At 53.6% G+C, this 24,653-nt stretch carries 25 protein-coding genes and 1 riboswitch; of the genes, 11 read left to right on the forward strand and 14 right to left on the reverse strand.

All coding sequences use genetic code 11. The annotated features are described in order from the left end of the window. Nucleotides 1–16: 16 nt before the first annotated feature. Entirely contained in the window at nt 17–598 is a 582-nt protein-coding gene (locus FIV00_RS13310) for a DUF2975 domain-containing protein (RefSeq protein ID WP_152501202.1), read from the reverse strand. A 181-nt stretch (nt 599–779) separates the two neighbouring features. On the opposite strand from FIV00_RS13310, the gene FIV00_RS13315 reads away from it, so the two are divergent. Next, nucleotides 780–1,520, forward strand: coding sequence for an outer membrane protein (locus tag FIV00_RS13315; RefSeq protein WP_152501203.1), 741 nt, complete (start codon nt 780–782; stop codon nt 1,518–1,520). Between the two features lie 71 nt (nt 1,521–1,591). Here FIV00_RS13315 and FIV00_RS13320 read toward each other — a convergent pair whose 3' ends face one another. Both FIV00_RS13320 and FIV00_RS13325 read right to left on the reverse strand, forming a co-directional pair. After that, entirely contained in the window at nt 1,592–2,254 is a 663-nt protein-coding gene (locus FIV00_RS13320; protein WP_152501204.1) for a haloacid dehalogenase type II, read from the reverse strand. A 107-nt stretch (nt 2,255–2,361) separates the two neighbouring features. Next, a complete protein-coding gene (locus FIV00_RS13325; RefSeq protein ID WP_152501205.1) occupies nt 2,362–2,793 on the reverse strand; it encodes a VOC family protein in 432 nt (143 codons plus the stop codon). A gap of 305 nt (nt 2,794–3,098) precedes the next feature. On the opposite strand from FIV00_RS13325, the gene FIV00_RS13330 reads away from it, so the two are divergent. Then, a complete protein-coding gene (locus tag FIV00_RS13330) occupies nt 3,099–3,956 on the forward strand; it encodes a branched-chain amino acid aminotransferase (protein WP_152501206.1) in 858 nt (285 codons plus the stop codon). A gap of 50 nt (nt 3,957–4,006) precedes the next feature. Here FIV00_RS13330 and FIV00_RS13335 read toward each other — a convergent pair whose 3' ends face one another. Together FIV00_RS13335 and FIV00_RS13340 are read right to left on the reverse strand one after the other, a co-directional pair. Further along, the gene (locus FIV00_RS13335) at nt 4,007–5,194 is read right to left on the reverse strand and encodes a YbfB/YjiJ family MFS transporter (protein ID WP_209006922.1); all 1,188 of its coding nucleotides are present in this window, start codon (nt 5,192–5,194) and stop codon (nt 4,007–4,009) included. A 242-nt stretch (nt 5,195–5,436) separates the two neighbouring features. Continuing rightward, nucleotides 5,437–5,817 carry a DUF1761 domain-containing protein gene (locus FIV00_RS13340; RefSeq protein ID WP_209006923.1) on the reverse strand — a complete coding sequence of 127 codons (381 nt, stop codon included), beginning with the start codon at nt 5,815–5,817 and terminating at the stop codon, nt 5,437–5,439. Between the two features lie 722 nt (nt 5,818–6,539). Between FIV00_RS13340 and FIV00_RS13345 the strand changes: the two genes are divergently transcribed. The 4 genes from FIV00_RS13345 (at nt 6,540) to FIV00_RS13360 (ending at nt 9,309) form a co-directional block, all read left to right on the forward strand. Further along, nucleotides 6,540–7,142 (forward strand): superoxide dismutase, encoded by a 603-nt coding sequence (locus FIV00_RS13345; protein WP_152501208.1) that lies wholly within the window; start codon nt 6,540–6,542, stop codon nt 7,140–7,142. Between the two features lie 195 nt (nt 7,143–7,337). Next, the gene (locus FIV00_RS13350) at nt 7,338–7,799 is read left to right on the forward strand and encodes a cytochrome c (RefSeq protein WP_152501209.1); all 462 of its coding nucleotides are present in this window, start codon (nt 7,338–7,340) and stop codon (nt 7,797–7,799) included. 47 nt (nt 7,800–7,846) lie between these two features. Next, on the forward strand, nt 7,847–8,779 hold the full coding sequence (locus FIV00_RS13355; RefSeq protein WP_152501210.1) for a cytochrome c: 933 nt from the start codon (nt 7,847–7,849) through the stop codon (nt 8,777–8,779). Nucleotides 8,780–8,814: 35 nt separating this feature from the next. Continuing rightward, nucleotides 8,815–9,309 (forward strand): GNAT family N-acetyltransferase, encoded by a 495-nt coding sequence (locus FIV00_RS13360; protein WP_152501211.1) that lies wholly within the window; start codon nt 8,815–8,817, stop codon nt 9,307–9,309. A 20-nt stretch (nt 9,310–9,329) separates the two neighbouring features. On the opposite strand, the gene FIV00_RS13365 is transcribed toward FIV00_RS13360, so the two are convergent. From FIV00_RS13365 to FIV00_RS13375, 3 genes are read right to left on the reverse strand one after another with little or no spacing between them, the layout of a single operon-like run. Then, nucleotides 9,330–9,704: a RidA family protein gene (locus FIV00_RS13365; RefSeq protein ID WP_152501212.1), complete on the reverse strand. Its 375-nt coding sequence runs from the start codon at nt 9,702–9,704 to the stop codon at nt 9,330–9,332. Next, a complete protein-coding gene (locus FIV00_RS13370; protein ID WP_152501213.1) occupies nt 9,679–9,939 on the reverse strand; it encodes a DUF2798 domain-containing protein in 261 nt (86 codons plus the stop codon). The genes FIV00_RS13365 and FIV00_RS13370 overlap by 26 nt, the downstream gene beginning before the upstream one ends. Nucleotides 9,940–9,945: 6 nt before the next feature. After that, the gene (locus tag FIV00_RS13375; RefSeq protein ID WP_152501214.1) at nt 9,946–10,257 is read right to left on the reverse strand and encodes a putative quinol monooxygenase; all 312 of its coding nucleotides are present in this window, start codon (nt 10,255–10,257) and stop codon (nt 9,946–9,948) included. A gap of 103 nt (nt 10,258–10,360) precedes the next feature. Between FIV00_RS13375 and FIV00_RS13380 the strand changes: the two genes are divergently transcribed. Next, nucleotides 10,361–11,287, forward strand: coding sequence for a LysR family transcriptional regulator (locus tag FIV00_RS13380; protein ID WP_152501215.1), 927 nt, complete (start codon nt 10,361–10,363; stop codon nt 11,285–11,287). On the opposite strand, the gene FIV00_RS13385 is transcribed toward FIV00_RS13380, so the two are convergent. Beyond that, nucleotides 11,275–11,658, reverse strand: coding sequence for a hypothetical protein (locus FIV00_RS13385; RefSeq protein WP_152501216.1), 384 nt, complete (start codon nt 11,656–11,658; stop codon nt 11,275–11,277). The two genes, FIV00_RS13380 and FIV00_RS13385, sit on opposite strands and share 13 nt — an antisense overlap. Before the next feature lie 199 nt (nt 11,659–11,857). Continuing rightward, nucleotides 11,858–12,907, reverse strand: coding sequence for a hypothetical protein (locus FIV00_RS13390; protein ID WP_152501217.1), 1,050 nt, complete (start codon nt 12,905–12,907; stop codon nt 11,858–11,860). A gap of 385 nt (nt 12,908–13,292) precedes the next feature. Between FIV00_RS13390 and FIV00_RS13395 the strand changes: the two genes are divergently transcribed. Further along, complete coding sequence (locus FIV00_RS13395; protein WP_152501218.1) at nt 13,293–13,817, forward strand: hypothetical protein; 525 nt, start codon at nt 13,293–13,295, stop codon at nt 13,815–13,817. Nucleotides 13,818–14,863: 1,046 nt separating this feature from the next. On the opposite strand, the gene FIV00_RS13400 is transcribed toward FIV00_RS13395, so the two are convergent. The 4 genes from FIV00_RS13400 to FIV00_RS13415 form a co-directional block, all read right to left on the reverse strand. Then, nucleotides 14,864–16,456: an ABC transporter substrate-binding protein gene (locus FIV00_RS13400; RefSeq protein ID WP_152501219.1), complete on the reverse strand. Its 1,593-nt coding sequence runs from the start codon at nt 16,454–16,456 to the stop codon at nt 14,864–14,866. A gap of 373 nt (nt 16,457–16,829) precedes the next feature. Next, the gene (locus FIV00_RS13405; RefSeq protein ID WP_152504257.1) at nt 16,830–18,914 is read right to left on the reverse strand and encodes a S9 family peptidase; all 2,085 of its coding nucleotides are present in this window, start codon (nt 18,912–18,914) and stop codon (nt 16,830–16,832) included. Between the two features lie 150 nt (nt 18,915–19,064). Next, nucleotides 19,065–20,075, reverse strand: coding sequence for a cytochrome d ubiquinol oxidase subunit II (locus tag FIV00_RS13410; protein WP_152501220.1), 1,011 nt, complete (start codon nt 20,073–20,075; stop codon nt 19,065–19,067). Nucleotides 20,076–20,080: 5 nt separating this feature from the next. Next, nucleotides 20,081–21,454, reverse strand: coding sequence for a cytochrome ubiquinol oxidase subunit I (locus tag FIV00_RS13415; protein WP_152501221.1), 1,374 nt, complete (start codon nt 21,452–21,454; stop codon nt 20,081–20,083). A 385-nt stretch (nt 21,455–21,839) separates the two neighbouring features. Further along, a riboswitch (cobalamin riboswitch) is annotated at nt 21,840–22,050 on the forward strand. A 350-nt stretch (nt 22,051–22,400) separates the two neighbouring features. Between FIV00_RS13415 and FIV00_RS13420 the strand changes: the two genes are divergently transcribed. The 3 genes from FIV00_RS13420 to FIV00_RS13430 are packed head-to-tail and all read left to right on the forward strand — an operon-like array spanning nt 22,401 to nt 24,533. Continuing rightward, nucleotides 22,401–22,811 carry a DUF1636 domain-containing protein gene (locus FIV00_RS13420; protein ID WP_335343019.1) on the forward strand — a complete coding sequence of 137 codons (411 nt, stop codon included), beginning with the start codon at nt 22,401–22,403 and terminating at the stop codon, nt 22,809–22,811. Beyond that, nucleotides 22,808–23,581 carry an ABC transporter ATP-binding protein gene (locus FIV00_RS13425; RefSeq protein ID WP_152501222.1) on the forward strand — a complete coding sequence of 258 codons (774 nt, stop codon included), beginning with the start codon at nt 22,808–22,810 and terminating at the stop codon, nt 23,579–23,581. Before FIV00_RS13420 ends, FIV00_RS13425 begins: the two co-directional genes overlap by 4 nt. A gap of 16 nt (nt 23,582–23,597) precedes the next feature. After that, nucleotides 23,598–24,533, forward strand: a complete 936-nt coding sequence (locus FIV00_RS13430; protein ID WP_152501223.1) for an ABC transporter substrate-binding protein — start codon at nt 23,598–23,600, stop codon at nt 24,531–24,533. Nucleotides 24,534–24,653: the final 120 nt, after the last annotated feature.

Consider the following 24,653-nt stretch of genomic DNA (forward strand, 5'->3'; position numbering starts at 1 on the left):
GATCTCCAGCCGCGCATCAGACGAACTGCCGGTTCTCGTCGGCAATCAGTGCCGCCTCGCGCAGGATCCAGCCGAACAGCAGCATGAGAGCACCCAAGATGAAACAGAAAATCTCAGCGCCATCGAGCGAGACCTCCAGGGAGCGTTCACCAGGGGGAAGATCATAGGTCAGGATCACGGAACCAATCGGATCGCTGATCAGGTCAAAAACCGCAAAAATGATCAGCCAGACACCAATGGAAATGACGTTGGCAAGCGTTTTGGGAGAGAAGAATTCCATCATCTGGAAGCGTTTGAAGACCTGTCGAATGTTCCAGATCGACAAGGAAAGACAGGCAATAGCCACCCAAAATAGCACTGCAATTCCCAAACGTTGACCGTATGGAATTTCGCCAATCTTACGTTCGACTTCTGCAATGTCGATCGTTTCATTGGGGTCGATCAACAGATTGCTCGGCATGGCGACCTCAAAGAGAATGACGGCGCCAAGCAATACCATAAGGGCAAGAACCAGGGTGACCGCCCATTTCATGAACGCGGACAGCCTTCGAATTCTCGTTAGCCGTTTTTCTCTTTCTGCCCATTCCTGAGAGTTCATTGGTTGCTCCAGTAGGTAACTCACTTGGTGGTGTGTCTACAGCGCCAGTCGGTGAAATGCAATTATTTTGATATTGCTATTGACAAAAAAATTAATGCAAACAATTTTAAAATTATCGTTTTGCAATAAGAAATGAAAGTTGTGAAGCGAGGTAAGACTCAAAACTCAAGCGAGATCCTCGATGGTAAGTTCTTTTGCCAATTATGTTTTTTTCGTTCCGGCCAAATTACGGCGTTCCGCGGTCCTGCGGAAACTGCGCTGCCACTGGCTGATAGAACCCGTCATTTTATGTGTTGTCCTGATCCTGCTCGTCTCGGGAGCCCGTGCAGCCGATCTCGACGACTTCGAGGCACCTGGTTTCGATCCTGTGCCCGCCCCAACGTCCATTTGGGCAGGGCCCTATTTGGGTTTTGAGGCTGGGCCGTCACAAACGGTGACCGAGGTCAAGGCAAATGGGAGAACGAAGGATGCTTCACGTCTGGATGCTGCCTTTGGTCTTTTTGGCGGCTACAATTGGCAAGTGTCGCGATTTGTACTCGGCGTTGAGGGCGGGGCCACCTATCTCGGTGGACGCGAGACGGTTCGGCATCCAGCTTTGGGTAGTGTCAAAACCGGCGCAAAGTGGACCGCCAGTGCCAAGGCACGAGCAGGCCTGCCAATCAGGAACTTCATGCCTTATGTCAGCGTTGGCTTGGCCGCGACGGAACACAGTCTGGAAGCCAATGGAAAGGAACGTTCATCCGTTTCCCTTGGTCCCGTGCTGGGTGCAGGCCTTGAAGTTGCCGTGCAAGACAAATGGCGACTTCGTGCCGACTACAGCGTGACAGGCATAGTTGACGACAAGGCAAATTATGGTGGCACGAGCGTCAAGCGTGCGTCCGGAAATCATCGGTTCATGATCGGCTTGTCCCGCTCGTTCTGATCCCGCAATACCAGCCAAATGAAACCACCGGCAGCCAAACCCTGCCGGTGTTTTTCTTGGTTGCCTGCCAATCAGCTTAGGGCCGACAATCCGGTCAGATCCGCAAGGACGGCCTTCGGGGCAAGATCTAGATATTCGTCCGGCATGCCTGTCCTGTTCATCCAGACAGTGCGAAAACCGAATGCGGTTGCGCCGGCAACATCCCAACGGTTGGACGACTGAAAGGAGACCTCTTCAGGATAGATCCTGAACTGGGTCGTGACCATTTCATAAACCTGCGGATCGGTCTTGAATGTCTTCAGATCGTCTACCGAGAAGATTTCGTCGAAGAGGTCGCTCAACCCAGAGGCCTTCGCTGCCGCCTCCAGCATTGCAGGCGACCCGTTCGAAAGGATAGCGATCTTTGCGCCTGTCGCTTTCAGATCGGTCAGGACTTGCGGAACTTCAGGATAGCAGTCCAATTCCCAATAAGCGCTCAACAGATCGTCTCGAAGGGACCTGTCGGCTGAGGGAACAAGCGCAAAGGCCGTGTCCAGTCCCTGTTGTGTCAATTCCCAGAAGTCTTTGTATTGACCCATGAGCGCGCGCACCCAGGAATATTCGAGCTGCTTTTCACGCCATAGCGATGAAAGTTTCTGAGCGTCAGGCCCGAGTTTCGATGCGTGTTTGCGCACAGCTGCATGCACGTCAAATAGAGTGCCATATGCGTCAAACACAAAAGCGGCATGTGCCATACCCGGATCTCCATCGCCTTAAAAATGAACCGCGGCAGAGAAGCCTCTGGCGGACCGTGCGTCAAGCACGCTGATATGCGACAAAAGTGGCATAGGCTCAAGCCAGATTACTCGGTTGGAAGTTCTACCGCCCCATCCGGTGCTATTGTCCAGAAAGGATTGTGCGCGATTTCCAACAGATGACCACCGGGCACTTCGACATAAGAGCTGTACCCACCCCAAAAGGCCTTTTCGGGTGTTTTGACCGGGTTTGCCCCAGCCTTTACCGCCTTGGCAAACATCTCATCGACGTCTTTTTCAGAGCGTGCGTTCCAGGCAAGGGTAATCGCGCCGGTTGGATTTTCGGTTACCGGGCGGTCGATTTCCTTGGCGAGTGCTTCACGGGAATAGAGCGCAAACACGCCTCCGATGACCTGAAAGAAAACGACCTCAGGTGAGGGGGCGGCGTTGACCTTCCAGCCGAGACCACTTTCAAAGAATTGACGGGCAGCTCCGACATCGGGAACCGCGAGGGTCGTCATTGAAATACGTTGTTCCATGTTACAGATCTCCTTTTTGATACGTAAGAACAAATAGAGAACATTGTCGTTACTGTGTCAACGTCTCGACAACAATAGTGTGGCGGCAGCCGCCGGTGGTTTTCAAATTTCAGAAGAAGGATCTGAAGGAAGAAAATTCCGTTTTGAGTACGTACTTTGGAGGTTTTTGTCTCAAAAAACGAGCCTTTGAGGAATAAAGAAAGCGACTTTTTTCAATCATGCGGTAAGCTATTGACCTTGGAATGTGCGCGGTGTTGTGTCGGTTTGCAAGACAGCTGGCGACAGGAAGAAAAACTGGAGGAAACATGAGCGGGTGGAGTGACACATGGACCTGGATCGACGGGACTTGGCACGAAGGCAATCCGCCAATCATGGGGCCGCGAACCCATGCTTCCTGGTTGGGGTCTAGTGTTTTCGATGGGGCCCGTTTCTTTGATGGCGTCATGCCCGATATTGATCTGCATTGCTTGCGCGTCAACGATTCTGCCCTGGCACTAGGCATCAAGCCAACCATGAAAGTCGGTGACATGGTTGAGCTCACAAAGGAAGGTTGCGCCAAATTCAAAGGCGATCAGCAGATTTATGTGAAGCCGATGTATTGGTCGGAACACGACGGACCCGGTGTCATCACCGGGGATCCGAACAGCACACGTTTTTGCCTTTGTCTGTTCGACGCGCCAATGGCTCCCAAGGATACCGCGATGAGCATCACGCTGTCGCCTTATCGTCGGCCGACAATGGAATGTATGCCGGTCAATGCCAAGGCCGGATGCCTATATCCCAACAATGCCAGGGCTATGGTTGAGGCCAAGGAACGCGGCTTCGACAATGCTGTTGTAAGGGATATGCTCGGCAATGTCGCTGAGTTGACGTCTGCCAATATCTTTATGGCAAAAGACGGCAAGGTTCACACACCGGCTCCGAACGGAACTTTTCTGAACGGCATCACGCGCCAGCGTGTCATTCAGCTGCTCAGATCTGCAGGCTTTGATGTGTTTGAGCGCACAATGGGCTATCAGGATTTTCTCGAAGCGGACGAGATTTTTTCGACCGGGAACTATAACAAGGTCACCCCGGTGAAGCGCATCGAGAAGAGAGACCTGCAGCCAGGTCCAATTGCAGCTCGTGCACGCGACCTTTACTGGGACTTCTCGCATTCCTGATCTCAAGAGACACGTTAGCCTGTCTTGACCTGAAGAACAGAGCCTTGCGGCTACCTTACCGCAAGCGCTGCCGCAACAAGCAGGGCTGCTGCTGCTGCCAGCGATGCGCCATCAAACGAGCCCGTGAGGTTGTGCAGGTAGCCTGCAAACCACGGGCCGATCACCTGGCCAATTCCGAAACTGGCCGTCAGGATGGCCAACATCCTTCGGATCGCTTCAGGGCCACCCGCACTTGCCAGGCGCCGGCCTTCCATCAAGCCAAGCGCAGTCATGCCCATGAAGGTGCCCCCAAGAAGACCTGCACCCAGCAGGAATACTGATGGGGTCTGCCCAATCACAGTGAGGGCGACACCGGCTGCTTCGATGACACTTGCCAAAGCAAAGGCGCGCCTTGCCCCCAGAGAATTGGCAACTTTGTTCCAGATATAGATCGACGGCACCGCAAATAGGCCAACGGTCAGCCAGACAAAAGGCTCGGCTGGCTGCAGGGCAGGGGTCGTTCGCGCAATCGTGGAGACAAATGTTGCGGTTATGACATAGCCGAAGCCAAACAGTCCGTAGGCAAGGATCAATCGAACAAGGCCGGGTTCCAGATAACTTATTGTTGTCTCGTAGCTATTTACGGCGCTGGTGGAGGCCTCGTTGGATGGATTTAAGAGCGAAGTGTCTTTGCCCGGTACAAGATACGCTGCCAATACCAGAAGAACAAAGGTTGCAGCGCCACTCGCCAGCCACAAGCCACGCCAATCAGTCCCTGCATGCGCGAGGGATGCTACCAGTATTGCTGAAAAGGCGATGCCGCAGCCGACACCGGCAAAATGCAGCGCAGAGAGGCCTCCGCGGCCTGCGGCGTTGAGGCGTTCAAGGATCAGGGTTGTTGAAAAAACGAGAACAAATGCGCTGGCTACACCGCTCAGGAAACGGATTGCCAAAAAAGCAAAGAGAGCAGTTGTCAGAGCCATTGCAGCGCTTGTCAGCGCGCTGACAAGCAATCCGCCAAGGAACCACATGCGAGGGCTGCCTGACAAAAAACGTGACGCGCCAGCAAGAGCTCCAGAAAGATAGCCAAGAAAATTTGCAGCCGCGATCAGACCTGCTTCATCGGCTGGCAGATTCAAGCCTTCGGTCATGAAAGGCAGGATTGGCGTGTAAACGAACCGGCCGATACCCATAGCAGCGGCAAGCGCGCAAAGGCCGCCGATTGCAAGTTTGGCCGGATCGCGGGAGAGGGCTTTCATTCCGGTCTCGCGGCTTCCGGTATTTCCAGTCAGTGCCATTTAGCGCGAATGGAAGGGTCTTTGCCACTCTCGATTTGCCATGTCACTCGGCTCGTTGGAAATTCAAGCGCGTTTCGATTGCTTTGCCGGGTCCGGAACTGGATCGAGATCCAGGCCAATTTGTTGCGCTGTCGGGGTTGGTCTTCTCTTAGGGCAGCCTGAAACAGGACTTCTGCTGAGTCGCGTTTGCGGACCAGATTGTTTCAAAGAAGAACCTGCGCAAGGATCATCAGAACTCCCGCTCCCACAATGTAGCCGGCGTCTATGGCAAGAGCAGCAAAGCTCTTTTTGCAGAAGGCACCATTTGAAATCGTCAATGCGGCAGCGGCCAGAATGGCAAGAATAGCCGCGAACAGCGCATTTAGGGTAGCGGTGATGCCAATCACGGTCGCCAAAAAGAACAGCCCGATTATCTGAAGCATCATGGCGCTCATCGGAGGCTTACTGTCTTTGTTGAGTTCGACACCGGAACCTTGGGCCCAGGCTTTCGCAAAGAGCAACGGGGAATAAACCAGCCATCCGAACAAGAAAGCGACGACGGTGCCAGCACCAACTGCAATCCAGTTTACGTTTTCAACTTCCACTATCGCCTCCTTACCACAGTCCGACGGGTTGCCAGACATTCAGGAACCCGCGAGCAACACTTTCATTCAACCGTAGAGGTGAATTAGCAGGCGATATCCAATCAGTCAACTTAATGGTTGATTGACGTGATTGAGTTTAGCGGTCTGGCTTGAAGTGCCTGCGAACTGAGACCGTTCAGGACCCGTGAAGATTTGAGGTCGTGAAATCAGGCTGTCGGCGGCACGACAGGAAACTGTTTACTGAAAAAGCCGGAGGTCTGAATGCTGCTTAGCCATGGAGCGTACAGAATTCCGGGCGTTGGCTCTGTTCTTGATTACAGCAGTTTTTATAGTTGTTGTAGCACTGGTCAAGCGAACTCCAATCACTTTCTTCAGTATATTTTGGAAATAATGCAGCAATAATGATTGTTGCCGAAACAATAAGAGCAATCGAGTAAGTGTTTTTTAACGCCATAACTCTCTCCTTGTTGTTTGGCCTCCGGTCTAATAACTTTTATGACCTTATCAGATTGAGCAACACTTGCCGTGCTGCGGATCACACAAAGACATGTTTCCAGAAGCACTGGATCCGAAGAGAGGTCAGAATAAAAAAACAAGAAAATTTTTTTTTATTTTGCGTTACACGCTTGCCGACAGCTCATTGCAATCCTATTTTGCCGCTCGAAGCGGTTCTTCTGGCGGTTGCCCGGACCGCCGGTCACTGACCTTTTGAGGAGTTTGTCATGTCATTCGAATTGCCCGACCTGCCATATGCATATGATGCCCTGGCACCTTACATGTCTGCTGAAACCCTGGAATTTCATCATGACAAACACCACCAGGCCTACGTTACCAAGGGCAACGAGCTGCTTGCCGGCAGTGGTCTGGAAGGCAAGTCTCTTGAAGACATCGTGAAGGAGAGCTACGGCAAAAACGCACCGCTCTTCAACAACGCTGGTCAGCACTACAATCACATCCATTTCTGGAAGTGGATGAAGAAAAACGGCGGCGGCTCTTCCTTGCCGGGTGCACTTGCTTCCGCAATTGACAGTGATTTGGGCGGGTTCGACAAGTTCCGCGCTGATTTCATTGCCGCTGGCGTCGGTCAGTTCGGTTCCGGTTGGGCTTGGGTTGCCGTGAAAGACGGCAAGCTTGAGATCATGAAGACACCTAACGGCGAGAACCCGCTGGTTCACGGTGCAACACCGATCCTCGGCTGCGATGTGTGGGAGCACTCCTATTACATCGATTATCGCAATGCGCGACCGAAATATCTGGAAGCATTTGTCGACAGCATGATCGACTGGGACTATGTGCTGGAGCTTTACGAAGCAGCCACCAGGTAACATCGTCGTATCGATGTGAATACGAAGCCCCGGTCTCGCGACCGGGGTTTTTTGTTGTGTCATGCAAAGAGCGACACTTTGTTACAAAATAGGCAGGTGATCACAGGAGCGTGATTTTGATAGTGCTCCGATCTTGCGCTGTACTCAGCAAGGTATGAAATGCCATCGAACTCATGACGCGAGAGGGAGAAAAATATGCGCATTGTCAGGAAAATGGCCGTGGCCGGATTGGTTTTAGGTCTTGGTGCAGTCAGCATTGCCGCGCAGGCATCCGACGACCCCATTGAAACCCGCAAGGCAATTATGTCGTCTGTTGGTGCAGCTGCCGGTTTGGGCGGCGGCATGATGAAAGCCGAAATCGACTATGTTCCTGCTGCTGGAAAAGCAGCAATCGCCACCGTAAGAGCCGCTTCTCTGACATTTGGTGACTATTATCCTGCGGGTTCCGATCAGGGCGACACCGGGGCAGCTGCGGCGATCTGGGAAGATCCGGACGGGTTTGCCGCCGAGCTTGCAAAGTTTCAGGCTGCAACTGAAAAGGCCGCTGCGGCTTCAGGAAAAGACGGTCCGGCGGATCTTGACGCATTCAAAGGAGCCATGGGGCCGGTTCTTGCAACTTGCAAATCCTGCCACGAGACGTACCGTAAGAAGAACTGACCGGGCGCGATCCGGAGATTCTCTTTGGTCTTTTCGGGAGAGGCCCGATGAAAAAGGCAATCCTTGTAATTGTTGTTCTGGCGGGGATTGCCGCCGCCATCGGTTGGGGCCTCTCTGCGCCCACACGAATGAGTGCGGAAGAGGCGTCCGCGCTAAAAGAAGGCGATCCCGCGAAGGGTGAGCTTGTCTTCTGGGCAGGTGGCTGCGCTTCCTGCCATGCCGAGAAGGGAGCAAAGGGCGACGATCTCTTGAACCTTGGCGGCGGCTTGCGACTCGAAACGCCCTTCGGCGTGTTCGTTGCTCCGAACATTTCGTCGAGCGAGGCCGACGGGATCGGTGGCTGGTCTCTGATTGATTTCGCAAATGCAATGACGCATGGAACGTCACCTGACGGTCAGAATTTCTATCCGGCCTTTCCATATACTTCTTACGCGCGTATGACGCCGGAAGACCTTGGTGATCTTTACGCGTTCCTGGCAACGGTCCCGTCCATTGACGGCAAAGCTGCGCCGCATGAGCTCGGCTTTCCTTTCAATATTCGCCGGGGCCTCGGGTTGTGGAAACGTATGTTCCTGGATCCGGCTCCCGTCGTTTCGCAGCCGAGTGGCGATGGCGAAATCGATGCTGAGCTATGGGACCGCGGTCGCTATCTCGTTGAAGGGCCAGGCCACTGCGGTGAGTGCCACACACCACGCGATTTTGCCGGCGGACTCATTTTGTCTGACTGGCTTGGCGGTGCGCCTGCTCCCACTGGAGAAGGGCGAATTCCGGACATCACACCGACGCCAGGAGGGTTCGGCAGCTGGAGCGCTGCTGACATTGCTTACTATCTGGAAAGCGGTTTCACACCGGAATATGATTCCGTGGGTGGTGAAATGGTGCATGTGCAGGAAAACATGGCCCGCCTTCCAGCAAGTGACAGAAATGCGATTGCGGCCTATCTGAAAGCAATTCCAGTCGTCGCTGAACCGGCAAACTGACCAAAACCATCAAGTGGACGCCATCAGCCAATCTCATGACATTACAGAGCAGTATCACAATATCGCCCGTGGAGAGTGCGCGGGATCTGGACACCGTCAAGGATCTCTTCCGAGCCTATGTCGACTGGCTAAATATCGACTTGTCCTACCAGGGTTTTGAAGAAGAACTTGCTGGTATGCCGGGCAAGTATGCACCTCCGAAGGGTGCTCTTTTCCTGGCAAAAGACGAGACGAATGCGATCCTTGGCTGTGTCGGCCTGAGGGCTTTTGATGAAAACGGCGCCTGTGAGATGAAGCGGCTCTATGTTCTGCCGAAAGGGCGGGGACGCGGTGTTGGAGCGGGTTTGGTCGAGCGCGTGCTTGATGCCGCCGTTACGGCTGGGTACAGCGAAATGCTACTGGATACATTGCCGTCCATGTCTGGCGCCATCAAGCTCTACAAGGCTGCGGGCTTTGTTGAAGTGCCCGCCTACTATGCTACTCCGATCGAAGAAACGATCTTTTTCAAGAAAGACCTTTCGGTGCGTTGAAGCAGTGCATCCGGGCAGTGTTAAGCCGCAATGGTCGCTTCGATTTCCACCTTCAGTTCCGGCGCGAACAATCCTGAAACCATCACAAGCGCGCTTGCTGGAACCGCGTCCTTGTATCGGGCCGAAAGCGCGGCTCTTATGCCGGGAATGTCAGCCGGGTCAGTCACGAAAACCGTAACCTTGATGAGGTCGGCAAGTGATCTGCCAAACTGCTCTGCGATAAATTCCAATTGTTCAAGCACGGCATAGGTTTGTTCACTCGCCGAGCCTTTTTGCCGATCGGTGCCGAAGGCCGTAAAACCGGAGGTGAAAAGCGTATCCCGGTGTCTGACGACGTGTGAGTAGGGGCCAACCGGCAGGCCAAGTTTTTCAAAGTTTTTGCGGGTCAGTGTCATTTTTCGATCCTTTGAACTTGGGAAGCCGATTTGCCAGGTAACCGGCCAGTATTTGAGCGGGTGGGCCAAGAAGGAAAGCAAGGATGGCTGCCGGCGGCCAGGCGAGCCGAAACGCTGCCATCCATTGAGCTACAAAGCTGTCTGACCAACCCAGATTGATGAGTGTCACCCAGCAGGACATGAGAAGCGACAGGCCGAATGACATCAGGATTGCAGCAATCAAACGGTGTTTCATCGGCACTCAAGCTGTGTCCGGCCGAGCATTCGACCCGATTTCGCCAAGCTCTTCGATATAGTTCACTTCTGTCAGGTTTCGCGCCAGATAGGCTTTCGTGTGTGGCATTTCAAAGTGGTCCTGTAGTGCTTGCCGGTTCGTCCAGCATTCCCACAAAGTGAACTTCTGCGGTTGTTCCAGGTTCTGACGGATTTCAAACAGGATGCAGCCGGGCTCGCTCTGGGTCTGCTCCACAAGAAGCCGCAGTCCGTTTTCAGCTTCTTTCAGGTCAGCTCCTTCCTGAAGCTCGATGCCTGCGCTTACGAAATAGTTCGACATTGCACTCTCCATTGTTGATTGGTGTGACTGCGGACTGATGTATTGATTTCATTTATTTAAATCTATATCGAATGATGAGACTTCAATTTTCGAAAATGAAATCATGCTTGACGATCTCGCGCTTTTTATTCGCATCGCTCAAAACCGTAGCCTGTCGGCTGCAGCCAAACAGCTGGGTGTCCCGCCGGCGACCGTGACCCGGCGCTTACGCAAATTGGAGGAAGGGATCGGTGCGCAGCTCGTTCACCGGTCCGCTCGAAAGTTTGCGCTTACATCCGAGGGGGAGGTGTATTTCGAGGCATTCGCTGATCTCCTCCAGCAGGCTGAGACTTCATTGCGAGGGTTGAGTGCGGATCTCAATGAAATGAGAGGGCCACTGCGCGTGGCGGCACCAACCAACATCTCCGTCGGCATGCTGGAACCCATGTGGTCGTCATTCTTGAAGACCTACCCTGATATCCAGCTCACACTGCAACTGAGCAATGAAAATCAGGACCTTTTGGAGAACCGTATTGATCTGGCACTTCGGTTCGGACCACAGACCGATCAGCGTCTCTATCAGAAACATGTCGGTCGTGTTGCAACCATGCTGGTGGCTGCGCCGGACTATCTGGCCAAAGCAGGTGCTCCGGAGAGACCGGAAGAGCTGCAGTCCCACAAACTGATCTGGGTGCCTTCGCTGCCTCATTGGCAGCTCCAGAACATGGATACGCAGGAGAAAGCAGCTCATTATCCGGCAATAAATGTAGCTGTGGACGATATCGGACTGGCCTGTCAGTTGTCCGCCGGCGGACACGGTATTGCACTGCTGCCCGTCACCGAAACGTCCGGGAATATTCTGGCAGGCCAGTTGAAATTCGTTCTGCCGCGCTGGTGCGGCCAGACACGTGAGGCTTACGCTGTGTGGCCCACAGGTCGTCTTTTAAGTGCCAGAGCCAAATGCCTGCGCGACTTCATGGAAACCTATATGGCAGAGCGGCTCATCTTTCAGGGAGAATTGCCCGAAAGCGGGGTCAATCAAGCCGTGTAGGTGTTGCAGCGCATGAAGCGCGGAACGTCGATATAGTCACGCATGTAAAACAGCCATGCTTGGCATTCCTGCTCTGTTTTAAAACATCCGGCCTGTGAGATCTGATAGCGCCTGTCGAAACTGATCACGCGTCCGCTGGCGATGCCTTTCCAGCCACTGCCCGTGAACGACCGGCAGTCGTAAGGTGTGTTGTAGGTGTAAGGAATATTGCCAAGGTCCTTGGAGAAGGTCGGAGCAAAAAGCAGATCTGAAGGCGTCTGGAACTGGTTTTGACATGCGGCAAGACCAAGAGCTGCTGCAATGACCGTTGCGCGAAGACCGGTTTTGGATGCGCTAACAGCGCTCTGAAAACGGCGGACTTTGCGGGACATGGCAGGCTCCAGTGATATGTCGGAATCGGCCCATTCGGGCATCAAAAGACTGATTTGCAACAGGGCTCACTTGAGCCGAAGACTGGGTCAAAATCAAGTCACGAAAGGCGAAGCCCTTCACTCAAAAGAGCGAAGGGCAATCGGTCAATCTGTTTCTGGAACGCTAAAGGGCTGCGCCTGTAAATGCCGAGGTGATCTGTTATGCGAACGGATCTACGTTGGGCAGGTTGAAATCGAATGGATTTTCCAGGCCCTGGTCAATGTCATCCCATTGCTGATAATGCCCATCTTCCTGCAGCTGCAGTAAAACCGCTTCCAGGTGGTCACTGACCGTTCCGACTGCATCCCAGGCGTCACCCATGCCAGCCGCAAAACGGGCGATTTCGTCATAAAAGCCCTGTGGAAGCGCACCGATTTCAATCTCGTCAAGGCTGGAAAAGTAGAACGGGAATGGCGTTTCATACTCGAAAAGATAGGCCCGCTCAGCGCCGTTCAGGTAGATGATTTCACCTTCGAACATGACCGAAAGTGACATCTCGTACCTGCCGAAATCGGTCAACTGAATGTCAATAGCGAATTCGAAAATCATTTCGAATTCTGCGATCCCGTAGTCGAACGCTTCGCCATAAACCTCCAGCATCTGTTCCTGACCAAAGGCTGTCAGAACCTGGTTGCCGTGTTCATCGAAGGTTTCTGCCTGAATTGTGGTGCCAACCTCGGAGGCCATTTCCATATAGAGCTGTCGGAACTGGTTGTCGTAGAAGTTCCCTTCGAACGCCTGCATCAGCCCGCTCTGGTATTCAACGGCAACCTCCTGGCCATTGTAAAAACCTGACTTGATTTCGGTCGCACGCTCCTCGGCGAGGGCCATGATGTCTAGCGTTCCGTCCGAGGTGCGGAACGTGTGGTTCATCATTTCAAGGCCGAAGCCGAGCTGCTGCTCTCCGGCACCATTCGCAGACTGGACTTCCGAAGTGATCCCGCCCTGTGGTCCTTCCTGCAGGTCGCCGACCGGAAGGTTGTCTTTCCCGTTGAGGGCATAAGGGTCGAGGTTCAGGAAGGGCAGGGCGTGGTCCGGCTGTCCTGTCCCGGTGACCTCTGCCTCTGTTGCGTCCGTTTGAAAATCTGCACCGGGCGGACCCCCAGCATCTTTCTGGCTTGTTGTCGCCTTCAAAGCATCGAGCTGCTTGTCCAGCAGCGTTGTCATGTCAAACAAGGCAGTATTACGTGATCCAATATGAGTAGTCATAGTGTTCCTCTCCAGAAGTGCTGCATTGATCAAAAAATGACTAATTTGATTGCGCACTTTTGACGTGGGGAGGTTTTTTCTACTATTCAATATTAATAGTTATTCATGAACCCGATGTAATATTTTGGTTTTCGTATTAAATATTTGCCGTGTTGTTTGAGTAATTTCCGGAAAGCTTCCACTACGCGGTAGCTGTCTCTTAAGAAAAGTGAGCATAGGCTCAACTTAAGGCATCATCGCTAATCTCCTAAAAACACGCAAATTGCACAAAAGGTGCTGAATGCACACAGAGAAGAAGTTTTAAGCTTCACTACGTTTGAAAAATGAGAACTTCTTCGAAAATCTAAAGCTTTTGCTCCCAAAGACTGTTTCAGGTTGGTATCCAATGAAAAGCCTCACTGGTGTTTGTTTGCTTGCTTGTTTGTTGGTTTTCCGCCTCGACGCATGGCGAACCAAGATAGACGTTACGGAGAGGTTTTTGGCCGTTCTTCCAGCTGCAATCGAGCCAGAAGGCTTCGCTATGCGAAATGTCCGAATTGGGATACTCGATGCTCTCATACCTGACCGTTGCGGCGTAACCACGATAGGGATCACTGATGAAACGGCTCGGAAAATCGAGGAGGAAGGCCCTAAATTCTTCGAATCCATAACACAAAGCAGGTCAAATCTCACTCAAGGTCGTGGTCCTGTTGTGTTTTCCAATTGGCGAAAAACACCTGTGACCTCAGCTGGATCGATTGGAGAGAGCATGATCATGGCGGTCTTTTCTTGTGCAGGCCGCTCCGGCATTCCCTCTAGGAAAATTATTGAAGGCCTGGAAAGTGGAAACGCCTACATTTCCGGCAAAGGTTATAGTCAACACTACGTCTTACCCGGCCAGAAACTCTTTGTGCATGCCTTCATAGACTAGTTTTTATTATCAATGCAGTGATCGTCTCTATTCGTCCTGCTTGGCGGCAGAATGCTTAGGGTTCCACACCATACAATACCCATGCCGATCAACTGAAGGCTGAACTCGAGCTTCTGAATAGGGGGGTTGATGACGATAGACGGGTGTTTCTAGCTCAGCGATGCGTAGTATTCGAAGCTGGGACGGCTCCTACAGGTCAACGCGCGGCAAGTTCTGCGTCGGCCATCAGTGAGTGATAAGGGACGTCATTCGTGTCTTGAAGTCAGGAGGCGGCTGCCTGTGTCGTGACAAAGTCTAATCTTGGCCACGAGTCTGAGATCTAGAGTCATTTATGAAATCCTTCAGTAATTTCTTTCTGAGCTTTGCGCGTTCTTGACCACAACGTATAAGATTTTCTTCTGTAGAGTAAACTCTGCAGCTAGCGTCGAGCCTGTCAATGCTGCCGAGATAGAAGTCGATCATCCGAAAAAGTAATCCTTTACTCAAGGATCCGGCTCGCTCTTCTGCAAATGCGACGATTTCTGAATAGTATTCTTCGCAAAAATCAGCGTTTTTGTTAACTCTCCAAAGGCGAGCGCACTGTTCGAACTCTGAGTTACCTGAGTAATTTTCCGGCATGAAGTAAGCTATTACTGCGAGGTTTTGCTCGCCGTTAAGAGGCATTATTTCTGCTCTTACCGTGGTCGAGTTTACTGCTAAGGTGACTGTTAGTGCGCTGAGTAATGAGATAAATAGTCTATAGATCACTCCAAGTCGCCTCGCTTTTTAGGATTGTGTGAAATGTGAGCAAGATCATTTCGACGAGTATTGCTCATTGCCGGATCGGAATTCCTGTCTGTCATCGACGAACTCCTATTCAGGAACTTGAACCGGATTTCAGTTTATTTGCAGAGAAATTTTATGGGGCTGATCCTTAGAAAAAGATCAGTAGGTAAGGTGTACCTCTTGGTCTTGTTAAAGAAGCAGCAGATAGAATTGGTTTGGTGAGATCAACAAAAAAAAGCCGACGCATCGCGCCGGCTTTCAGGTATGCGGGTTTTTAGGACCTAGTTTACGTTGATCCAACGGAGCATGAGGAAGTTGTCGGCACGCTGGGTCAGGTCGATATTGGATTTCGATCCCCAGAGCAGCGGCTGTACATGAAGCGGGACATAGACGACATCATCGCGGATCATCGTGGCCACTTCATCCAGCATTGCCTGACGTTTGTCTGCATCGATTTCTTTCTGAATCTGAGGGAGAAGTTCATCGACGCGTTCGTTGGAGTAACCACCGAAGTTCCAGCTGCCGAGTTTTTTCTCGTCATTTTTTGTGGTGACGAGGAAACGGACCGGATGTTCCGCGTCGAAGGTTCCCGGTGACCAACCCAGAAGGTACATGTCGAAATTGCCGGCCCTAAGCTCCGGCCAGTAGTTTCGAACGGGCATGGCCTTGAGGTCGGCTTTCATACCGGCCTGTGTCAGCATTGCCGCCATTGCCTTGCAGAGTGCTTCGTCATTGATGTACCGGTCATTCGGGCACATCAGGCCAAAGGAGAACCCGTCCGGGTAACCCGCTTCGTTCAGCAGGGCCTTGGCGCCGTCCGGATCATATCCGATGCGTTCGCTTGCTGCTTCGCTGAAGCCCTTCATCTGGGGGCTGACCAACTGGCTGGCAACCTCGGCATTGCCGCGCATGATCTTGTCGACAAGCGCTTCCGCGCTGATTGCCTTTTGAACTGCTTCGCGGACCTTCACATCCTGAAAGGGGTTCTTGTCGGAGGTCTCGTTCGAGTACTTCAGAGCATCATGGCCGTGGGCAAAACCAAGCATGATCACCCTGGCTTCAATGCCCTGGTGAAGCGTCAGGCCATCCTGGCCTTCGATGCGTCCGACGTCCTGCACAGGCACCGGATTGATCAGATCGACCTGCCCGCTCAGAAGACCGGCGACCGCGGTCGCTGGGTTGGCAATCGGAATAAAGGTTGCCTTTGTGAGGTTGTGTTTCTTTTCGTCCCACCAGCCCTCGTTGGGCTCAAGCACGGTTTGAACACCGGGCTCGCGAGAGGCCAGCTTGAATGGGCCGGTGCCGTTTGCGTTCAATGTAGCGTAGGTTTCGCTGTCCTTGGCTGGCCGTTCAGCGCCATTGGCCTCTGCCCAACCCTTGTCCAGGATCATGAAATTCGCAATGGAATCGGGGAATATCGGGTTTGGTGCATGCGTCAGAAAGTCGATGGTGTGGTCGTCAACAATCTTGACTTCTTTGACCGGTGCGAACCACGAACTGGTGTCGGCCTCTTCGGAAGAAGCGCGCTCATAGGAAAAGAGAACGTCTTCCGCAGTGAAATCTGCACCGTCATGGAACTTGACGTCCTTGCGCAGGTTGAAGCGCCAACCGTCGCCGCCAAGCGGTTCCCAGCTTTCAGCGAGGGAACCCTCGATTGCCATGTCCTTGTCGCGACGGACCAGACCCTCATAAACATTGTTCAAGAAGCCGAGCACAGGCGCGGAGTTAACCGCGTGAGGATCCATGGTCTGCGGGTCGGTCGGCGAAGACCACTTGAGCTCTGCAGCGCTTGCAAGAGAAACGGAAGAAAGCAGGGCAGCGGCGAGCGTTAAACCGGCTGCGAAACGGCCAGTTTGGCGTAATGACTTTGTCATGACATCCCCATCAACTGTTGTTTGGTCTGATTATCGAAACAACCTAAGTCATTTCAGGACAAAAGAAACACCGGACCCGCATGCGTGTCCGGTGTTCATTTAAACTTTTCGTGATAGGAAAATCCAGGTTTCCTCAGCCACTGCCGCCGACGTACTTTTGTTCTGCGTTTTGCAGAACAGGCTAACTTTCGTTGGCGCTTCGACCGAGCCAAACAAAGGGGACCCTAACGACGATCCTCTTCTATTCGGCAGTTGCGGCGACTACCGAGGAACTCTTCGTTTTTTCAGACAAATTGACCAACCCAAATAAACGCCCAACCATGGAAGGTCGGGCGTTTTTGATATTCAGAAAACTTGCGGTCTTAAATCAGGTCTAGGCCTTTCCGGCCACCATCAGCGCAAAGGCCTGAACCAGTGCAACTTCCTTGAGCCGGTCAAAGCGACCTGACGCCCCGCCGTGACCCGCCTCCATGTTGGTTTTGAGCATCAGGAGGCTGTCGTCGGTTTTAACGGCACGCAGTTTGGCGACCCATTTTGCGGGCTCCCAATAGGTGACACGCGGGTCGGTGAGGCCGGCAACCGCCAGGATTGCAGGATAGTCCTTTGCCGAAACATTGTCGTAGGGAGAATAGGAGGCGATGTATTCGTAGGCCGATTTGTCCGTAATCGGATTGCCCCATTCCGGCCATTCCGGCGGTGTCAGAGGCAGCGTGTCGTCAAGCATCGTTGCCAGAACGTCGACAAATGGGACCTCGGCAATAATGCCGCCGAATTTCTCAGGAGCCAGGTTGGCAACGGCGCCCATCAGCATCCCGCCAGCAGATCCGCCGTGGGCAATGATACGGTCATAGCCAGAGAACTTCTCCGAAACGAGATGATCCGCTGCCGCGATGAAGTCCGTGAAGGTGTTCTTTTTCTTCTCCCGGCGGCCTTCCTTGTACCAGCGGAACCCCTTTTCCTTGCCGCCACGCATGTGGGCAATGGCATAAACGAAGCCGCGGTCAACCAGCGAAAGACAATTCGTGTTGAAACTTGCCGGTATGCTGATGCCGTAGGAGCCGTAGCCGTAAAGAAGCAGCGGGGCAGAACCGTCAAGTTTTGTGTCCTTGCGATACAAAATCGAGACGGGAACCGTTTCTCCATCTTCTGCCGGTGCCATCAGACGTCTAGTCACGTAGTCAGAGGCGGTGTGGCCGGATGGCACTTCCTGTTCCTTGCGCAGGACCCTTTCACGGGTTTCGACATTGTAGTCGAAGGTCTGCGAAGGCGTGGTCATGGAAGAATAGGTGAAGCGAATGGTCGTCGTATCGAACTCGTAGCCGCCACCAGCGCCCAATGAATACGCTTCTTCGTCGAATGCGATCGAGTGTTCAATATTGTCGGTCAAACGGCGGATGACAATGCGAGGAAGGCCATCTTCTCGTTCCAGCCGTGTCATGAAGGTCTTGTAGACACAGTGAGAGAGCACGAGACAGCCGGGCTTGTGGGGCACAAGGTCTGTCCAGAACTCGCGGCCCGGCGTCGCCTTGGGAGCTGTTACGATCTTGAAGTCTTCCGCATCTCCAAGGTTCGTCAGGATGTAGAGCGTGTTGCCATGGTCATCGACGGAATATTCGACACCTGTATCGCGCGGGGCAATCAGGACTGGAGGTGTTTCCGGCCTGTTCGCCGGGATCATCCAGACTTCTGACGTTTCATGGTCATGGATGTCGATAAGGATCGTGTCGCCGGACTGGGTCTTGCCCACTCCCATGAAGAAACCGCTGTCCTTTTCTTCGTAGACCAGAACATCGTTGGCCGGATCGGTGCCGATCTCGTGGCGGAAAAGCTTGGAGGGCCGATGATTGTCATCCAGCCGGATGTAGAAGACAAATTTGCTGTCTGCGCAAAAGACGCCGCCGCCGCCGGTGTCCTCGATGCGATAGTCAAGATCCTTGCCGCTCTCGATGTCACGGAGCTGCATTGAATAGTATTCCGAACCCTTGTCATCGTAGGCCCAGGCCAGGAGCTTGTGATCGGGTGACTGGCTGGCTGTGCCAATCTTGAAATAGGCCTTTCCCTCAGCTTCCTTGTCGCCGTGCAGCAAAACGGTTTCCTTGCCGCCGTCACGAGGTGTGCGGAAAAAGATGGGTTGCTGTCCACCGGTCTCATATTTCAGAGCATAGGCATATGGCCCGTCGGGCGATGGGACGGAGCTGTCGTCTTCCTTGATCCGGCCTCGCATTTCACCAAAGAGCGTTTCCTGCAGCTCTTTGGTAGCGGCCATCTGACTTTCCTGAAAGGCGTTTTCAGCTTCCAGATAGGCGCGAATGTCCGCATCAAGGACGGACGGATCGCGCATGACTTCTTGCCAGTTATCGGCTCGAAGCCAGCCATAGTCGTCCTGGCGGGAGATCCCGTGTGTCACGAGGGTTTCGGGGCGCGCTTCGGCGCGCGGGGGAAAAGCATCCTGTTTCATGGTTCCGAGGTAGGTTTTTTCCATGATGAAGGCAAGGTCGACGCCTTTGAAAAAGTCATTGTTTCCCGCATGGTCTTGGCCCTGCAGGCGCTGAGCACTGTCAAAACTGCAAAGACCTTAGCCAAAGCCACCGACACCGGAAACGCCAGATCAATCGTAAGTCAGCTCCGTCGCTTTGCCGCGGAACACCGTGTAGGCCAAGATCGTGTAGCCGATGATCACGGGCAGCACGAAGATTGCCCCCAGCAAAATGATAAAGAGGCTCTCCGGAGCGCTGGCGCTCTCGTAAAGGGTGAGTTTTTCCGGGACCACGTAAGGATAAAACGAGTATGCGAGCCCTGAAAAGGCGAGCGTGAACAGCGTCGCCGTTACGGAGAAGGGAACCCAGCTCCATCTATCCTTGCTGTCGGGCAGGTGTTTCAGTGCAGTCCACAATACGAACAGGAGGAGCGCGGACATGAGTGGCAACGGAGCCAGCAGGATGATGGAGGGAAAGGAGAACCACTTCTCAAAAATCCTGCTGCTGACAAGGGGACTTGCCAAAGAAACGGCACCCAGTCCGAGGATCACACCCCAGAGGTTTCGGCGAGCCCAATTGACAGCTCTTGTCTGCAGGTCGCCTTCGGTTTTGATGATCAGCCAGCTTGCTCCGATCAGTCCGTAACCTGCGGTCAGGCAGACCGCGGTCAGCAATCCGAAGGCAACGGTCGTTGCGCTCTGTTCCAGGCCCATAATGTAGATGCCGAGCATATAGCCCTGCGAAAGGGAAGCGGACAGGGAGCCCAGGAAAAAGGCCAGGTTCCAGCGCGCTTTTTGAGTGCCGGTGGTCTTGGCCCTGAATTCGAACGCAACGCCCCTCAAAATTAAGCCAATCAGCATGATCGCGACCGGCAGATAGAGCGCGGTCAATATCGTTCCGTGTGCGGCGGGAAAGGCAACAAGCAGCAATCCGACGGCCAGAACAAGCCAGGTTTCATTGGCATCCCAGAAGGGCCCGATAGCGGCGACCATTCGGTCCTTCTCCGCATCAGTTGCCAAGGGAAACAAGATGCCGACGCCAAGATCAAAGCCGTCAAGAATGACATAGACCAGGATTGACAGACCCATCAGTGCGGCAAAGGCGAGTGGAAGCCAGGTTGCGGGATCTCCGAAAAGGGTCATTTTGATTACTCCGCGGGCACGAGCGAGACCTGCGCCGCCCCTGAATGAGGGCGTGCGTCGGTGTTTGTGGATTTTCGGGCGAGGCGGAAGATCACGGTGATATAGGCGGCCAGTAACACAGCGTAGACAGCGAGATAGGCCGCAAGGGTCGAGGCAACCATGCCTGCGGGCACGTCGGCAACCGCTGCTTCTGTGGTCAGTACCCCCTGAACCAACCAGGGTTGCCGTCCGATTTCCGTCGTGTACCAGCCAGCCAGCGTTGCGATCCAGCCCGAGAAGGTCATTGCCACGAGACCTCGCAGTATCCAGGGATTAAGCTTGTCAATTCCGCCACTGCGGCGCAGGGCGACCAGCGTTCCCCAGCTTGCCAACAGCATCAGCATTCCAGTTCCGACCATCACGCGGAAAGACCAGAAGACCGGTGCAACGGGCGGGTGCAAGGGCGATCCATCTGCCGCGTAAAAATCGTTCAATCCGGGAACGACACCGTCCGGATCGTGTTTCAGGATCAAGGACGCACCATTCGGGACAGCCAGTTCAAAGCGGTTCTCTCGCGCTTCTTCATCGGGAAGGGCGAACAGCAGTAGCGGAACATTTGATCCCGTGGTCCAGTTGCCTTCCATCGCCGCAACTTTTTGTGGCTGATGTTCGAGGGTGTTCAGACCATGCAGATCTCCTGCATAGATTTGCACCGGGATAAGAATGGCCGCCATCCAGATGCCTGTTTTGAAAGAAAGCCGCACACCTTTTGACGTGTCGCCGATCAGGCGTCGATAAGCGGAGACCCCGGTAATCAGGAATGCCACGGTCAGACCACTCGCCAGCAGCATATGCGCCAGACGGTACGGCATCGATGGGTTGAAGACGATCGCCATCCAGTCAGTTGCGTGGACCACACCGTCTCTCAGCTCAAACCCGGTCGGAGTGTGCATCCAGGAATTCAGAACCAGGATCCAGAACGCGCTGACTGTGGTTCCGAATGCAACCAGGAAGGTTGCCAATGTATGCAGCCAGTTGGGGACCCGGCGCGATCCGAACAGCATGATGCCGAGAAACGCAGCTTCCAGGAAAAAGGCAGTCAACACCTCATAAGCCAGGAGCGGCCCGGCGACATTTCCGACCGTTTCCATGAAGCCGGGCCAGTTTGTTCCGAACTGAAAGCTCATCGTAATGCCACTAACGACACCAAGGCCGAAGGACAACGCGAACACCTTTACCCAGAACCGGTAGGCCGCCATCCAGCGGTCGTCAGCGGTTGCATTGAAACGAAGCTTGAAAAACAGCAACACCCAACCGAGGGCGATGGTGATTGTCGGAAACAGGATGTGAAACGAGATATTCGCGGCAAACTGGATCCGGCTTAACAGCAGTTCTTCCATGTGACACCTTTCAAGCTGTCAACTCTTGCTGCTGAATATGGAATTCTACTTATCGGCTACAATCGAAATTGGCTTGCCTGCGGCGCCATGCCCTGCGGCAACCGGTCACTCGGTCACGTTGCCTCATCGACTGCAATACATGTTGGGCGGGCTCGTTCCTAAAAAATGTCCAAAATGCCATTGCTGAGCACCTCGCGCGGAAAGACCCGTGGAACTTCCAGGTTCAAAATTTCCGCGATGACGACTTACTGCTCGCTCGACCGTTGAAACTGGAGCAGGCGGCTTCGGTGTCCTGTTCGTTTGTTTTCCCAACCAAAATGTTGATTTAGGGTGTCCAACTATTTCCCCTAGGGTGAATGGCTTGATTGACTCAACTACAAAATTGCGGCAATCAGTTTTCAATGGTTTCCGAATCCGAGACCGGATCGGGATTAAAAGGGAACACGGTGAGGCGTAGCCAGAAGGCACCAAATCCGTGACTGCCCCCGCAACTGTGAACGGCGAGCAAACCTGAAAGCGCCACTGGGTTTCCCGGGAAGGATCAGGCAAGCGACGACCCGTAAGTCAGGAGACCTGCCATTGCATTTTCAACTTCAACCCGGGCGGGGTGTCCTGGAGGAGCGAGTGGCATGGCATATCGGCTATTTTTGCTGACACAAATTGACATTCGGTTCTTGAACGCCCCGCGCCATCGCGGAGGGCGATATGAACCGGAGCAACACGACTACCAATTCCATTGATCCTGTCTTCCTGAAGGCTACAGACCCGTTAAGTGAACGCGCCGCGCGAGCCATGCGGCCGAACGCTCGTCCTGTGGGGCTTGCCAAAAAACCGATTCGTAATGTAATAACATTACAGAACTTTATACCTGACCGTACTCCGCAAGTTATTTTGCGTCCCCAGGAAGGGAACGAACCAGGCAGTTTCGGGAAAAGTGTGGCGGAGAATGATGATGCAAGGTGACAAACACAAGATCTTTGTCTGCACATCCTGCCGCTACAAGGGCACCAGCTGCCGGCCGGGTTTCGAGCTGATCAAGAAACTTCAGGACGCAATGCGTCTTGCGACACCGATAGTGGGTGACGATTTTGAAGTGTCCGGCATTGCCTGCATGGCCGGCTGCGACAGGCCCTGTACGGTTGCTTATCGAGCCAGTGGCAAGGCGACCTATCTGTTTGGCGATATAGACCCTGAGACCGATATTGAGGACCTTATTGCCTTTGCGCGGCAGTATCAGGACCTCACAGATGGTTGGTGCTCTTCGACGGTGCGACCGGGCAAACTTCGGAAAACCACACTCGCACGCATTCCATCTGCGATGATCCTGACCCAGGCTGAGGAGACTGCAGCCTCATGAGCGGTGCAGTTCTCAGTGTTCAGGATGTCGGATGGTCGCCAGGCAGGGGACATTCACTTTTGAGCGGCGTCAGTTTTGACGTTCCTGCCGGCAAGGTGTTGGGGGTCGCCGGTGCCAACGGTGCTGGAAAATCCACTCTGCTCCGGCTGCTCTATCGGTTTCACAAGCCGGTTACCGGGACCGTTCGTCTCGACGGCGAAGACATCTGGTCCATGTCGGCAAGGGAAACGGCGCAAAAAGTTGCCGCGGTCCTGCAAGAGCAACCCGGAGATTTCGCACTTTCCGTTCGTGAGATTGTCGAACTCGGGCGCCGCCCACACGGCTCGGGGTTTGCCAGAGGCGGTAGGCGGGATACCGAAATTGTCGATGAGGCCCTGGAGCGTATGGGCCTCAACGACTTGTCTGCACGTTCACTCGGGACCCTTTCAGGCGGCGAACGCCAGCGAGTTATGGTGGCCCGCGCGCTGGCTCAAAAACCGCAGCTTCTCATTCTTGATGAGCCGACCAATCACCTAGATATTCGTCATCAACTGGAAATCGTGACGCTGATCAGCAGCCTCAACATCACAATCGTCACCAGTCTGCATGATCTCAACCTGGCAGGCCGCGTGTGTGATCAGGTGCTGCTTTTGCACAAAGGCAGATCACTTGGTTTTGGAACTCCGGAAGAGGTTCTGACGCCAACGCATATCGAACAAGCTTACTCCGTCTTTGTCCGACAGGAGCGGCTTAGTCAAAGTCACGAACAATATCTCACCTTTCACCTTTGAAAACGGAACTCGTATCATGAAACGTATTGCGCTTAGTCTCGTCGTGACCGTTATGGCCGGTTCTGCATTTGCAGAAACCACAGTGCAGAGCTGTGACCGGGAGGTTGTTTTCTCCGAGCCGCCGAAAGCGGCGGTTTCCAACGATGTGAACCTCACGGAAATGATGCTCGCTCTTGGTCTTCGAGATCATATGGTCGGTTACACTGGTATCTCAGGCTGGAAAACGCTGGATGAGGAAATGCGCGAGGGAGTTGCCGAAATGCCGGAGCTTTCCGCCAAATATCCGACCAAAGAGGTGCTGATTGGAGCAGATGCCGATTTTTATTTCGCAGGCTGGAACTACGGCATGAAGGTTGGCGGCGAGGTCACGCCTGAGACGCTGGAGCCATTTGGCATCAAAGTCTACGAACTGACGGAATCTTGCATTCACATCGGTGAAAAGCCAAAGGTCTCCATGGGAGACATGTACAACGACCTTATCAATCTTGGAAAAATCTTCGGCGTGGAAGATGCAGCCTATGATCTGGTGGCCGGCTACAAGGCCGAGCTGGACGCATTTACATCCAATTTGAATGCCGGCGAAAAGCCGCTGCGCGTTTTCGTTTATGACAGTGGTGAGGACAAACCCTTTACGGCAGGTCGATATGCCATGCCGACTGCGCTGATCGAAGCTGCAGGGGGCATCAATGTTCTGGACAGCTTTGAGAAAAGCTGGGCAACGGTCGACTGGGAGGCGGTCGTCGAGGCAGATCCGGAAATGATTGTCATCGTCAATTACGGAAAGGTCACGGCTGAGCAGAAGCGCGATTTCATGAAAAACAATCCCGCATTGGCCGAAATTGATGCGGTCAAGAATGACCGGTTCGTGACACTGGAGTATGTTGAGGCAACACCGGGTCCGCGCAACATCAAGGCCGTGAAGAAGCTCGCCAACGCATTTTGGGGCGAGTGATCCTTGCTACAGCGATCGCACCATAGCCAATCCCTAAATGAGGCAACAAAAGAACCGGATCTAAGGAAGCGCTGGCGTTTTCTCGGGCTGGTTCTGCTTGGCTTCGCGGCCCTTTGCCTT

The sequence above is a fragment of the Labrenzia sp. THAF82 genome, from assembly GCF_009363435.1.
GTDB lineage: Bacteria > Pseudomonadota > Alphaproteobacteria > Rhizobiales > Stappiaceae > Roseibium > Roseibium porphyridii.

Excerpts from the sequence above, each read along its gene's own strand:
- FIV00_RS13415 (WP_152501221.1), bottom strand. The coding sequence starts at position 21,454 with ATGGAAGAACTGCTGTTAAGCCGGATCCAGTTTGCCGCGAATATCTCG.
- FIV00_RS13365 (WP_152501212.1), bottom strand. The coding sequence starts at position 9,704 with ATGACACTGACCCGCAAAAACTTTGAAAAACTTGGCCTGCCGGTTGGC.
- FIV00_RS13325 (WP_152501205.1), bottom strand. The coding sequence starts at position 2,793 with ATGGAACAACGTATTTCAATGACGACCCTCGCGGTTCCCGATGTCGGA.
- FIV00_RS13310 (WP_152501202.1), bottom strand. The coding sequence starts at position 598 with ATGAACTCTCAGGAATGGGCAGAAAGAGAAAAACGGCTAACGAGAATT.
- FIV00_RS13425 (WP_152501222.1), top strand. The coding sequence starts at position 22,808 with ATGAGCGGTGCAGTTCTCAGTGTTCAGGATGTCGGATGGTCGCCAGGC.
- FIV00_RS13375 (WP_152501214.1), bottom strand. The coding sequence starts at position 10,257 with ATGTCGAACTATTTCGTAAGCGCAGGCATCGAGCTTCAGGAAGGAGCT.
- FIV00_RS13405 (WP_152504257.1), bottom strand. The coding sequence starts at position 18,914 with ATGAAACAGGATGCTTTTCCCCCGCGCGCCGAAGCGCGCCCCGAAACC.
- FIV00_RS13350 (WP_152501209.1), top strand. The coding sequence starts at position 7,338 with ATGCGCATTGTCAGGAAAATGGCCGTGGCCGGATTGGTTTTAGGTCTT.
- FIV00_RS13385 (WP_152501216.1), bottom strand. The coding sequence starts at position 11,658 with ATGTCCCGCAAAGTCCGCCGTTTTCAGAGCGCTGTTAGCGCATCCAAA.
- FIV00_RS13420 (WP_335343019.1), top strand. The coding sequence starts at position 22,401 with ATGATGATGCAAGGTGACAAACACAAGATCTTTGTCTGCACATCCTGC.
- FIV00_RS13430 (WP_152501223.1), top strand. The coding sequence starts at position 23,598 with ATGAAACGTATTGCGCTTAGTCTCGTCGTGACCGTTATGGCCGGTTCT.
- FIV00_RS13410 (WP_152501220.1), bottom strand. The coding sequence starts at position 20,075 with ATGACCCTTTTCGGAGATCCCGCAACCTGGCTTCCACTCGCCTTTGCC.
- FIV00_RS13315 (WP_152501203.1), top strand. The coding sequence starts at position 780 with ATGGTAAGTTCTTTTGCCAATTATGTTTTTTTCGTTCCGGCCAAATTA.
- FIV00_RS13395 (WP_152501218.1), top strand. The coding sequence starts at position 13,293 with ATGAAAAGCCTCACTGGTGTTTGTTTGCTTGCTTGTTTGTTGGTTTTC.
- FIV00_RS13360 (WP_152501211.1), top strand. The coding sequence starts at position 8,815 with ATGACATTACAGAGCAGTATCACAATATCGCCCGTGGAGAGTGCGCGG.
- FIV00_RS13320 (WP_152501204.1), bottom strand. The coding sequence starts at position 2,254 with ATGGCACATGCCGCTTTTGTGTTTGACGCATATGGCACTCTATTTGAC.
- FIV00_RS13380 (WP_152501215.1), top strand. The coding sequence starts at position 10,361 with ATGCTTGACGATCTCGCGCTTTTTATTCGCATCGCTCAAAACCGTAGC.
- FIV00_RS13355 (WP_152501210.1), top strand. The coding sequence starts at position 7,847 with ATGAAAAAGGCAATCCTTGTAATTGTTGTTCTGGCGGGGATTGCCGCC.
- FIV00_RS13400 (WP_152501219.1), bottom strand. The coding sequence starts at position 16,456 with ATGACAAAGTCATTACGCCAAACTGGCCGTTTCGCAGCCGGTTTAACG.
- FIV00_RS13345 (WP_152501208.1), top strand. The coding sequence starts at position 6,540 with ATGTCATTCGAATTGCCCGACCTGCCATATGCATATGATGCCCTGGCA.
- FIV00_RS13370 (WP_152501213.1), bottom strand. The coding sequence starts at position 9,939 with ATGAAACACCGTTTGATTGCTGCAATCCTGATGTCATTCGGCCTGTCG.
- FIV00_RS13335 (WP_209006922.1), bottom strand. The coding sequence starts at position 5,194 with ATGAAAGCCCTCTCCCGCGATCCGGCCAAACTTGCAATCGGCGGCCTT.
- FIV00_RS13330 (WP_152501206.1), top strand. The coding sequence starts at position 3,099 with ATGAGCGGGTGGAGTGACACATGGACCTGGATCGACGGGACTTGGCAC.
- FIV00_RS13390 (WP_152501217.1), bottom strand. The coding sequence starts at position 12,907 with ATGACTACTCATATTGGATCACGTAATACTGCCTTGTTTGACATGACA.